Origin of the sequence: Brevundimonas sp. UBA7507, from assembly GCF_002478355.1 — a bacterium.
GTDB lineage: Bacteria > Pseudomonadota > Alphaproteobacteria > Caulobacterales > Caulobacteraceae > Brevundimonas > Brevundimonas diminuta_D.
The window spans coordinates 1-11,705 of the sequence record NZ_DLNP01000007.1 but is presented as its reverse complement, the minus strand read 5'-3'; the positions used below and the strand labels follow the sequence as shown (position 1 = coordinate 11,705).

The following is an 11,705-nucleotide window of genomic DNA, read 5'->3' as shown; positions in this document are numbered from 1 at the left end:
GGAGATCCGGAGGCGGAGATCCGGTCCTACATCCGCAGAAAGCTCGAGATGTCGCGCGATTTCCCGCGCGAGAGCCGGCTCTTTGCAAACGAGATGCTGCAGGGCGCGCCCCATATCGAAGATGATCTCAGCGGGCCGCTCAAGGCGCTGGTCGACGAGAAGGCGGAGGTGATCCGGAGCTGGATCAAGAACGGCAAGATTGCGCGCTGCGATCCCTACCACCTGATCTTCGCGATCTGGGCGACGACGCAGCACTATGCCGATTTCGATGTCCAGGTGCGTGCCGTTCTGGGCGAAAGCCGCGCGGGCGAGGGGCGTTTCGAGGACGCGGCGCGGTTCCTTGAGCAACTGTTCTTCGAAGGGCTTCGCCCGAAGAAGGCTTGAAGAGGACGGTGTTCAAAGCTCCGTTCGGCGCAGCAGATAGTCCAGGCCGCCGACCCGGAACCAGCGATAGGCATGGGCCTCCAGAAGCAGGCGGTGGCGTCCCTTCTCGTCCGCCTTGCTGCTTTCGCTATCGGCAATATCGATCAGCAAGTTGCCGTGCTCGCCACAGCCGACGTCGAGATGGATTTCGACCGGCTCCGGCTTCAGGTTGTGGACGATCAGGACGGAGTTGTTGCGCCAGTCGTACCGGATGGCGAGCACCCCCGGTTTTCCGGTATCGAGCACGGTATAGTCGCCCCAGCCGATCTCGGGTACCTCCTTGCGCATGCGGATCAGCCGCTCCATCCAGTTGAGCAGGGATTCCGGATCGCGCCGCTGCTCCGCGACGTTGACGTGGTCGAAGCAGAAAGGTCCCTTGGAGATCACCGGCAGTACCGGCTTGTCGCTCTTGGTGAAGCCGCCCTGGGGTTCGTCAGACCATTGCATCGGTGTCCGCGCGCAGTTGCGCTCCGGCAGGTCTAGGTCGTCGCCCATACCGATCTCGTCGCCATAGCGGATGACGGGCGTTCCCGGCAGCGAGAACATCAGGCTGTAGGCAAGCTCCAGCCGGCGCTGGTCGCCACCCAGCATTGGCGCGAGCCGCCGGCGGATGCCCCGGTCGTAAAGCTGCATGTGCTTTTCGGGTCCGAAGGCCGCGAAGACGGCCTGCCGGTGATCCTCGCTTAGCCGCCCGAGATCGAGTTCGTCGTGGTTGCGCAGGAACATGCCGAACTGCGCCGTATGCGGCTTTTCCCGCGTCTGCTCCAGCGCCTCGACCATCGGTTCCGTGTCGCCGCTCGCCAGCGCGTAGAACAGCGTCTGGTTGACGGGAAAGTTGAACATCATCTGGATGCGGTCGCTATCGTCGCCGAAGTACTTGATGTTGTCCTTCGGCAGTATGTTCGCTTCTCCCAGGATGATCGAATCTCCCTTCCGCCACTGCAGAAACTCGCGGAAGGTACGCAGCATCTCGAACTGCTCCTTCGGCTTCTTGATGTCGGCTCCCTTCTCGGCGATCACGAAGGGGACGGCATCCATGCGGAAGCCGCTCACACCGAGCTGTATCCAGAAGCCCATGATCTTGAGGATCTCCGCCTGCACATGCGGATTGGCGGTGTTGAGGTCCGGCTGAAACTTGTAGAACCGGTGGAAGTAGTATTCGCCCGCTTTCTCATCGTACGTCCAAGTGCTTTCCTGGACGCCGGGAAAGATCATCCCCTCGTCGGCATTTGCCGGCTTCTTCTTCGACCATAGGTACCAGTCGCGATAGGGCGATGTGGGATCGCTGCGGGCCGACTGGAACCAGGGATGCTGGTCGGAAGTGTGGTTGACGACGAGATCGATCAGCACCCGGATGCCGCGCTGCTTGCAGCCATGGGTGAAGTCGACGAAATCCCCTAGCGTGCCGTAGCGCGGGTCGATGTTGTAGTAATCGGCAACGTCGTAGCCGTCATCCTTACCGGGAGAGACCTGGAACGGCATCAGCCAGATGGCATTGACGCCAAGACCCGCGAGGTAGTCGAGCCGGCGCGACAGTCCCTCGAAATCCCCGACGCCGTCGCCGTTGGAATCCATGAAGGTCTCGACCGACAGGCAGTAGATGACGGCGTTCTTGTACCAGAGGTCGCTGATCACGATGGCTCTCCTTGAGGCAGACCTCGTGGCAATGTGGAGCAGGGGAGGTTTGTTCCCGTCCGTTCCGAAGCCACTTGCCCGGGGGCACAAACGCAAACGGCCCGAAGCGGTGCTCCGGGCCGTGGTTTGCTGATCCTCAGCGGAATCAGGCCGCGTTGCGCATCCGGCGGGCTGCCGTGGCCGGCTGGTGCTGGCCTTCGAGCCGGAAGTTCGCCAGCATCGACTGCAGATGCGCGCTCTCCTGCGCCAGTGTTGCGCTGGCGGCCATCGTCTCTTCCACCATGGCTGCGTTCTTCTGCGTCATCTGGTCCATGTGGTTGACGGAGGAGTTGATCTCCGCAAGGGCTGTTGCCTGTTCGCGGGCGGCGGTGGCGATCGACTCGACGTGGCCGTTCACGCGGTTGACGAGGTTCTCGATCTCCAGCAGCGCATCGCCCGTGGAGCGGACAAGCGAGACGCCGCCTTCTACTTCCGATGCCGAAGCGGTGATCAGGGTCTTGATCTCCTTGGCCGCTCCGGCCGAACGCTGGGCCAGGGCGCGCACTTCAGAGGCCACGACCGCGAAGCCACGACCGGCGTCGCCCGCGCGCGCCGCTTCGACGCCCGCGTTCAGAGCCAGAAGGTTGGTCTGGAAGGCGATCTCGTCGATAACGCCGATGATGGCGCCGATCTGGTTCGACGACTGTTCGATGGCGGTCATGGCGGCGACCGCCTCGCCGACGACCAGGCCCGAAGCCTCGGCCTCGCCGCGCGTCTTCTGCACCACGTCGGCGGCCTGACGGGCGCCGTCGGCGGTGCGGTTCACCGTCGTCGTGATCTGGTCCAGGGCGGCGGCGGTTTCCTCCAGGCTGGCGGCCTGCTGTTCGGTGCGGCGCGACAGGTCGTCCGACGCCTGGCTGATCTCGCTCGAGCCCGAACGGATGGCCGCGACATTGGCCGCCACCGAGGCGACGGCCTTCTCCAGCTGCGCAATGGCGTCGTTGAAGTCGGCCCGCAGCTGTTCGGCGTTCGGCGCGAACGTCACCTCGATGCGGTGGGTCAGGTCGCCCGACGCCATGGCGTTCAGGCCCTGGCCCAGGGCGGTGATGGCGATGCGGTCCTCTTCGGCGGCCTTGGCCTTTTCGGCCTCGACGCGGGCGCGCTCCTCGGCCGCCGCCTGGCGTTGCGCCACGGCCTCGGCTTCCAGCCGCTCATTGGCGATGGCGGCGTCCTTGAACGCCAGGACGGCGGCGGCCATCTGGCCGACCTCATCCTTGCGGCCCATGGCGGGCACCTGGATCGACTTGTCGCCGCCGGCCAGGCGACGCATCGCAGCCGTCATGGCGGCGATCGGCTTGGCGATCGACTGGGCCAGAACCAGACCCGAAGCCACCGACAGGATCAGCGCGACCAGCACGCCGACGCCCAGGGCGATCTTGGTGGTCAGGAAGGCCGCATTCTGGGCCTCCATGGCCTTGGCCTTACGCTCGCCCTGGGCGTCAGTGATCACCGTGAAAGCGGCGTCGACCGGGTCCATGAACTGAGCGGGCAGAGCGCTGGCGGCCAGCGCCAGAGCTTCGGAATGGGTCTCAGGCCGACCGGCCAGCGCGATCTCGGGGTTGATGACCGAGGCCTCATAGGCGGCGACCGCCTTGTCCAAGGCGTCCATGCGGCCCAGGGCGCCCGGGATATGCGACACCATCTGGCGCATCTCGGCCGAACCCTGCTTGTAGCGGGCCTGGTGCACCTTGACCCGTTCAAGATAGTCCGGGGACAGCGTCAGCAGATAGGCGCGGGCGTTGCTCTCCTGCTGGTCCACCGACCGCTTCAGCACATTGGTCTGGCCGATGACGGTCTCGGCCAGGGTGACCGTGGCCTTGGCCTTCTCCAACTGCCCCACTTCAAACAGCACCACCCCGCCCAGCGTCACGATGACGGCCAGGATCAGGGCGAAAGCGCCCGCAAGCTTGCGCGATATTCTGACGTTGTCCAACTGCACGAAAGTTTCCTGTTCGAAAACGCCGAGCCCCCCCGGCGGATAGCTAAGGTAAAGGAGAGAGGGTTCAGAAAGCGTAAGTGAGAGCGCCGACCAGACGCCCGTCATAGTTGTCGCCCAGCGCATGGCTGTCGGTGTCGTACCAGCGCACATCTGCGGCGAAGCGCTCGCTCAGGTTGTGCTTCACGCCCAGGTTCCAGGCGTTGTAGTCGGCCCCGCCGTCCGCCGAGCGCACACCGTAGGCCGCGGACGCCTTGGTGCGCGGCCCCAAAGCCGTCGACGCCTGAGCCTCGATCCACCAGGCCTCCTTGGTCGCGGCGAAACCGTCGGGCGTGTAGTTGACCCGCAGCCGCCCCGAAACGCGCCCGAATTTGCGCGAAGCGTCAGCCTGATACTCCCAGAAGTTGGAGTCGATCCCGGCGCGCGTGCCCGGCAGGTCTCGGTTGGCGGCCGAAAGATCAAAGGCGAAACCGGCCGCCTTGGGCCGCCAGCCCAGACTCGTGACGATCTCGGCGTCCGACCCCTGAGACAGTTTTGCGGTCGAGGCGGAAACGGCGCCGTAGAAATCGCCGTGCGAGAGTTCGAGCGAGCCGTTCAGACTGGGATCGCCGGCGCTCTTGCCCAGCCCCTTGCCGACGTATTCGCTGGCGACGCCAAACTGGCCTTCGACCGACTGGGCCCCCGCAGGGGCCGCTAGCGCCGCTGACAGAGCGATGATCAAGCCGCCCGCGAGCGGATTACGAAACGCGCGAGCGCCTTTCTGGCGCCGAGCGATGAATTGGAAGGGCATTCAGACCTCTTTGAGACTGGTCCCCTTCTGCGTGAGACAACGGTAGGCAATCGTAAATTCCGCCGTACGTAGAAATCCGCAATTCTCACTGTCGCTGTGTAGATTTCTCTTATCAGAACATTGTTCTATTTATTAACACTCGAGTAACCATGATGACGAAGATCACACATACCAACGGTATGACAGAAATGGTCGTTTTTTCAGCTCACAAAGAACTGTGAGCGATAATTGCATGTTAGCCGAGACCTATTTAAGAGGTCCCCTCTTACCTGGCTCATGACGACGACGACACGGAAGGGCTCGCCTCCTGATCTAGCGGGAAGCGAGGACAAGTTCGATTTACTCAGTATTGGACCGCCGCTCCCGTGACATCACGCCATTCCCGCCTCCTTGGGCGGCGGCTGTCGCCTTGGCGTGCGCCCTGTTCGCCGTTGCGGCTCTGACCATGGGGCTGGCGGCGCCGTCCTTCCCGCGCGACCTCGCCCTGATCGCCTTGACGGCGGCGCTGGCGGCTTCGACCGCCTTGATCCTGGTCTGGCGGCAGGCCTCCCGTCTCGCAAAGGCCCTGGCGGCGCGCGACGCCATGCTCCAGGTCGCCTTCCTGTCGACGCCGACCCTGATGCTGACCCGCGAGGGCGTCATCTCGCGCCTCAACGACACGGCGCTCTCCATGTTCCGGATCACCAAGGAGCAGGCCCTGGGGCGCCCCTTCGCCGATATGGTTCCAGGCTTCACCATGGCCGCCCTCGCCGCCTCGGGCATGCCATCCGGCCTGCTGAAAGCCGACGCCGACTATTGGGTCGGCCGACGGTCCGACGGCTCGACCTTTCCGGTCGGCGTGCAGTTCGGCCTGGCGCCGGACGGGCCAGAGCAGGATTTCGTGGCCCTGGGCCTAGCCGACCTGACGCTCCATTACGCCGCAGAGACGCAGGCGCGCGAATTGCATGCGCAGTTGAACACCGTCTGGCGGCTGAACTCCCTCGGCGAGATGGCCGCCACCCTGGCCCATGAACTGAACCAGCCGCTGAGCGCGGCCAGCGGCTACATGCACGCCAGCCGGGCCGACATGGAGAAGGCCGGATCCCTGGGCGACAGCGCCTGCCGCACCCTGGACCTGGCCCAGGCCCAGCTGTTGCGCGCGGGTCAGATCATTCGCCGCATCCGCGCCTTCCTGAGCCAGGAGACCGGCGGCATGGGCGACGAAAGCGTGTCGGCCATGATCGAGACCATGAAGCAGATTCTGACGCGAATGGGCCAGGACAAGGATGTCGCCGTCCGCATCGATCTGGACGCCGACGGCGACCGGGTGCGGGCCGACCGCATCCAGTTCCAGCAGGCGGTCGTCAACCTGGTCCGCAACGCCGTCGAGGCGGCTGCGGGCGGCGTCGGCGCCCAGGTGCGCATCCTGGGCCGCGCCGAGGCCGACGGCTATCGCATCAGCATCGAGGACAACGGCCCCGGCGTCGCCGACGATCAGCGCGACCGTCTGTTCCAGCCCATGACCAGCACCAAGCCCGGCGGCATGGGTCTGGGCCTGTCCGTCACGCGCACCATCGTCGAACGGCACGGCGGCGTCCTGAACGTCGGGCGCAGCGAGGCCCTGGGCGGCGCCGCCTTCTTCTTCACCCTGCCCAAGGATCAGGAGGCCAGGACCGCGTGAGCGATCATTCCGTCTTCGTCATCGACGACGATTCCGCCGTGCGCGACGCCCTCCTGCGGGTGTTGCGCGGCCGCGGCGTGCGCGCGCGCGGCTTCTCCAGCGGGACCGAGTTCTTCGCCGCCCTGCCCGAGGACGCCTCGGCCTGCGTCATCACTGACGTGCAGATGCCGGGCATGGACGGAACCGAGATCGTACGCCGCCTGGCCGAACTGCGCGGCGAGACCTGGCCCGTCATCGTCATCACCGGCCACGCCGATGTCTCCATGGCGGTGCAGATGATGAAAAACGGCATCGTGGACTTCATCGAAAAGCCCTTCGATCCCACCCGCCTGGTCGAAGTGGTGAAGGGTTGTCTGGCCAGGCTCGGAGAGCTGGACGCCCGCCAGCAGGCGCGTCAGCAGGCCCGCGTGCGCCTGGGCCGCCTGACCCCGCGCGAGCGGCAGGTCTTCGACGCCCTGGTCGCCGGCGCCTCCAACAAGGAGATGGCCCTGAACCTGAAGATCAGCCCGCGCACGGTCGAAGTCTTCCGCGCCAAGGTCATGACCAAGATGGAGGCCGACAGCCTGCCGGCCCTGGTCCGCATGGGGCTGATGCTCAGCTAGGCGTTTCGTCTTCTTGCAGCCGCGCCCGCTCCGGCGCGTTATGTCGGCTCCCCGACCGCGACCAAGGAGCCGCCCCATGTCCGATCCCGCCCGCCTGCTGCGCCGTCAGGCCTATGTCGACGGCCGCTGGATCGACGCCGACGGCGGCGGGACCATCGAAGTGACCAACCCGGCCACGGGCGAGGTTCTGGCGACCGTCCCCGACATGGGCGCCCTTGAGACCCGCCGCGCCGTCGCCGCCGCCGAAGCCGCGATGAAGCCGTGGGCCGCCAAGACGGCGGGCGAACGCGCCCGCATCCTGCGCCGCTGGTTCGATCTGATGATGAGCGAGCAGGACGCCCTCGGCCGCCTGCTGACCCGCGAACAGGGCAAGAGCCTGACCGAGGCCAAAGGCGAAATCGCCTACGCCGCCAGCTTCATCGAATGGTTCGCTGAAGAGGGCAAACGCACCTATGGCGAGGTCATTCCGACCTATGACGTCTCCAAGCGGCTAGTGACGCTGCGCCAGCCGGTCGGGGTGGTGGGGGCCATCACGCCGTGGAACTTCCCCGCCGCCATGATCACCCGCAAGGTCGGCCCGGCCCTGGCCGCCGGCTGCGCCGTGGTGCTGAAGCCCGCCAGCCAGACGCCGCTCTCGGCGCTGGCCCTGGCCGCTCTGGCGGAAGAGGCGGGCCTGCCGCCCGGCCTGTTCAACGTCGTCACCGGCTCGGCCTCGGCCATCGGCGGCGAGCTGACCTCCAATGAAACCGTGCGCAAGATCAGCTTCACCGGCTCGACCGAGATCGGCCGCCTGCTGATGAAGCAGTCATCGGACACCATCAAGAAGATGAGCCTGGAGCTGGGCGGCAACGCCCCCTTCCTGGTCTTCGACGACGCCGACATCGACGCCGCCGTGGCGGGCGCCGTGGCCTCCAAATACCGCAACGCAGGTCAGACCTGCGTCTGCACCAACCGCTTCTATGTGCAGGCCGCCGTCCACGATGAATTCGTCGCCAAGCTGACACAGGCCACGCAGGCCCTGAAGGTCGGAAACGGCCTCGACGACGGCGTGCAGATCGGCCCCCTGATCGACGAAAAGGCGGTGAAGAAGGTCGAGGAGCACATCGCCGACGCCCTGGCCAAGGGCGCAAGCCTGCTGACCGGCGGCGCTCGCCATGAGCTGGGCATGACCTTCTTCCAGCCGACCGTCCTGTCGGGCGTGACCCAGGACATGCAGATGTGCCGCGAAGAGACCTTCGGCCCCGTCTCCGGCGTCGTCCGCTTCGAGACGGAAGAAGAAGGGATCGCCCTGGCCAACGACACCATCTTCGGCCTGGCCGGCTACTTCTACGCCCGCGACCTGAGCCGCGTCTGGCGCGTGGCCGAGGCCATGGAGACGGGGATGATCGGCGTCAACACCGGCCTGATCTCCACCGAGGTCGCGCCCTTCGGCGGGATCAAGCAGTCGGGCCTGGGCCGCGAGGGCTCCAGCCACGGCATCGAAGATTATCTGGAGATCAAATACCTCTGCATGGGCCTCTGACCCTCTCCTGTTGGGAGAGGGCTTGAGCCTCCAAGAGCGAAGCGATTGGCTAAGGCGAAAGGGTGAGGGTTCGCGGTGAACGGCTTTGGCGCGCGACTTAAACCACCCACCCTAAACCACCGATAGTCGCCTCGACATTTTGCGACGGCTTGCGCCGACTGAAGGGACAAACCCCTCACCCTTTCGCGCCAGAACGATCGCTACGCTCTCGTGCGCTCAAGCCCTCTCCCGCCGGGAGAGGGTGGCGCATCATTCGACCAAGGTCGCTCTCCGCAAACCTGCGTTCCTGCTGTCACTCTCCCTTCCGACGCTCGGCGCAAAGCACGCCGGGCGCGAGGGAACGCGCCGCGCATCGCGGCCGCACAGGAAGGGAACTGCCCATGACCGACCGCACCATGGGTGCGGCGGACGGCGGCGAGCACACGGTCGACAAGAACGACCGGCTGGTGATTCTCGCCTCCTCCGTCGGCACCGTCATCGAATGGTACGACTTCTATCTTTACGGCTCGCTGGCCGCGATCATCTCCGCCCAGTTCTTCTCGGGCGTGAACGAGACCACCGGCTTCATCTTCGCCCTGATGGCCTTCGCCGCCGGTTTCGCCGTGCGTCCGTTCGGGGCCATCGTCTTCGGCCGCATGGGCGACCTGTGGGGACGCAAGAACACCTTCCTGGTGACCATGCTGCTGATGGGCGTCTCGACCTTCGTGGTCGGCCTGCTGCCGCCCTATGCGGCCATCGGCATCGCCGCGCCGATCATCCTGGTGCTGATGCGTCTGATCCAGGGCCTGGCTCTGGGCGGCGAATACGGCGGCGCCGCCACCTACGTCGCCGAGCACGCCCCGCACGGCAAGCGCGGCTTCTACACCTCCTTCATCCAGATCACCGCCACCGTGGGCCTGCTGCTCAGCCTGATGGTGATCCTGGGCGTGCGCTTCGCCGTGGGCGAGGAAGCCTTCGTCGAGTGGGGCTGGCGCATTCCCTTCCTGGTCTCGATCCTGCTGCTGGGCGTGTCCCTGTGGATCCGTCTGAAGCTGTCGGAAAGCCCGGCGTTCAAGCGCATGAAGGCCGAAGGCAAAGGCTCGACCACGCCCCTGAAGGACAGCTTCATGAAGTGGCCGAACCTGAAGCTGGTGCTGATCGCCCTGTTCGGCCTGGCGGCCGGTCAGGCCGTGGTCTGGTACACGGGCCAGTTCTACGCCCTCTTCTTCCTGGAGAAGACGCTGAAGGTCGACCCGGCCCTGTCGAACATCCTGATCGCCGCCGCCCTGGCGCTGGCGACGCCCTTCTTCGTCTTCTTCGGCTGGCTGTCGGACAAGGTGGGGCGCAAGCCGATCATCCTGCTGGGCTGTCTGCTGGCCGCCCTGACCTATTTCCCGCTGTTCAACGCCCTGACCGGCGCCGCCAACCCGCGTCTGGCCGCCGCCGTGGCCGAGTCGCCTGTGACGGTGATCGCCGATCCTGCCGACTGCCACTTCCAGTTCGATCCCGTCGGCAAGACCGTCTTCAACAGCTCTTGCGACATCGCCAAGACCCATCTGGCCAAGGCGGGCGTCACCTATGTCAATGAAGCCGCCCCGGCCGGAACCACAGCCCAGGTGCGCATCGGCGATCAGGTGGTCGACAGCTTCAACGGCAAGACCATGCCTAAGGCCGACTTCGACGCCCAGAAGAAGACCTGGGACGCTGGCCTGACCGCCGCCCTGACCGAGGCCGGCTATCCGGCCAAGGCCGACAGCGCCCTGGTCAACAAGCCCATGGTGATCGGCATCCTGTTCCTGCTGGTCCTGTATGTGACCATGGTCTACGGGCCGATCGCCGCCGCCCTGGTCGAAATGTTCCCGACCAAGGTGCGCTACACCTCCATGTCGCTGCCCTATCACATCGGCAACGGCTGGTTCGGCGGCTTCCTGCCGACCACGGCCTTCGCCATGGTCGCGGCCACGGGCAATATCTACTACGGCCTATGGTACCCCATCGCCATCGCCGTGCTGACCCTGATCGTCGGCGTCCTCTTCGTGAAGGAAGGCAAGGACGTGGATATCCACGACTGATCGAGCGGCTTCGCAACAACTGACTTTCGCCAACCTGCGGGCGGTCCGGCTTCGGCCTGGCCGCCCTCTTTTTCACTTGCCCGCATGATCGCGCCCGGCCCAGATGACGCCCATGTTCAGCCTCGCCACCCTGGCCCTGACGGCCTTCTACATGGCCGCCCTGTTCGGCATCGCCTGGTGGTACGAGCGGCCGCAGATCAAGGCGCGGCGCGGGATGCTGGGGCCTTCGCTCTACGCCCTGTCGCTGGCCATCTACTGCACGTCGTGGACCTATTACGGGGCGGTGGGCACGGCCGCGCGCGACGGGTGGGAGTATCTGCCCATCTACGTCGGGCCGATCCTGGGGCTGACCCTGCTGCTGCCGCTGTGGCGGCGCATCGCCTCGGCCGCCCGGCGCGAGAACGTCGGCTCGATGGCCGACTTCATCTCGTCCCGCTACGGCAAGAGCCCGGCGCTGGGCGCGGCGGTGGCGGGCGTCGCCATCCTGGGCTCGGTCCCCTACATCGCGCTTCAGCTCAAGTCGCTGTCGATGGCGGGCGAGATGATCACGGCGGGCACCCCCGTCGCCGGGTCCGAGAGCCTGACCGTCCTGGTCATGGCGGCGGTGCTGGCCGGGTTCGCCATCCTGTTCGGCGCGCGGCGGCCCGACCTGACCGAGCACAACCGCGGCCTGATCCAGGCCATCGGCATCGAGTCCATCGTCAAGCTGGCCGCCCTGCTGGCCGTCGCCGTCTTCGCCGTCGCCCTGCTGGCCGCCTCGCCCTCGCGTCAGGCCGCAGCCGACAGCCTGGGGCAATTGGGAACGTGGCCGCACATCGACGCCCGCTTCATGGCCATCACCCTGGTGGCGACCCTGGCCATCTTCTGCCTGCCGCGTCAGTTTCACGTCGCCTTCGTCGAGGGCGGCGATCCGGCCCAGGTGCGCCGGGCGCGCTGGATCTTCCCGTTGTATCTGATCCTGACCACCCTGGCGGTGCTGCCGCTGGTGGCGGCGGGCGGCCTGTTCCGACCCGAGACCAACCCCGACCTGCTGGTGCTGGCCCTGCC

The 11,705-nt window shown here is 66.1% G+C and carries 8 protein-coding genes and 1 pseudogene; 6 read left to right on the top strand and 3 right to left on the bottom strand.

What is annotated here, in order from left to right:
• Window positions 1-384, top strand: a 384-nt coding sequence (locus tag B3D50_RS04680; RefSeq protein WP_286949749.1) for a TetR family transcriptional regulator C-terminal domain-containing protein, incomplete at its 5' end; no start/stop codon positions are given.
• A gap of 12 nt (window positions 385-396) precedes the next feature.
• Here B3D50_RS04680 and B3D50_RS04675 read toward each other — a convergent pair.
• The 3 genes from B3D50_RS04675 to B3D50_RS04665 all read right to left on the bottom strand — a co-directional run bounded on the left by B3D50_RS04675 (window position 397) and on the right by B3D50_RS04665 (window position 4,754).
• Complete coding sequence (locus tag B3D50_RS04675; protein WP_286949747.1) at window positions 397-2,058, bottom strand: alpha-amylase family protein; 1,662 nt, start codon at window positions 2,056-2,058, stop codon at window positions 397-399.
• A gap of 145 nt (window positions 2,059-2,203) precedes the next feature.
• Window positions 2,204-4,036: a methyl-accepting chemotaxis protein gene (locus B3D50_RS04670; protein ID WP_286949744.1), complete on the bottom strand. Its 1,833-nt coding sequence runs from the start codon at window positions 4,034-4,036 to the stop codon at window positions 2,204-2,206.
• Between the two features lie 64 nt (window positions 4,037-4,100).
• Window positions 4,101-4,754 (bottom strand): TorF family putative porin, encoded by a 654-nt coding sequence (locus tag B3D50_RS04665; RefSeq protein ID WP_286949742.1) that lies wholly within the window; start codon window positions 4,752-4,754, stop codon window positions 4,101-4,103.
• Between the two features lie 478 nt (window positions 4,755-5,232).
• Here B3D50_RS04665 and B3D50_RS04660 point away from each other — a divergent pair, with 478 nt between their 5' ends.
• The 5 genes and pseudogenes from B3D50_RS04660 to B3D50_RS04640 form a co-directional block, all read left to right on the top strand.
• Window positions 5,233-6,483: a sensor histidine kinase gene (locus B3D50_RS04660; protein WP_286949739.1), complete on the top strand. Its 1,251-nt coding sequence runs from the start codon at window positions 5,233-5,235 to the stop codon at window positions 6,481-6,483.
• Window positions 6,480-7,085 (top strand): response regulator transcription factor, encoded by a 606-nt coding sequence (locus B3D50_RS04655; RefSeq protein ID WP_003166019.1) that lies wholly within the window; start codon window positions 6,480-6,482, stop codon window positions 7,083-7,085. Before B3D50_RS04660 ends, B3D50_RS04655 begins: the two co-directional genes overlap by 4 nt.
• A gap of 76 nt (window positions 7,086-7,161) precedes the next feature.
• Window positions 7,162-8,607 carry an NAD-dependent succinate-semialdehyde dehydrogenase gene (locus B3D50_RS04650; RefSeq protein WP_286949732.1) on the top strand — a complete coding sequence of 482 codons (1,446 nt, stop codon included), beginning with the start codon at window positions 7,162-7,164 and terminating at the stop codon, window positions 8,605-8,607.
• Window positions 8,608-9,002: 395 nt separating this feature from the next.
• Window positions 9,003-10,658 (top strand): MFS transporter, encoded by a 1,656-nt coding sequence (locus B3D50_RS04645; protein WP_376784146.1) that lies wholly within the window; start codon window positions 9,003-9,005, stop codon window positions 10,656-10,658.
• Between the two features lie 112 nt (window positions 10,659-10,770).
• Window positions 10,771-11,705 (top strand): annotated as a pseudogene (locus tag B3D50_RS04640) (hybrid sensor histidine kinase/response regulator); the annotation flags it as partial.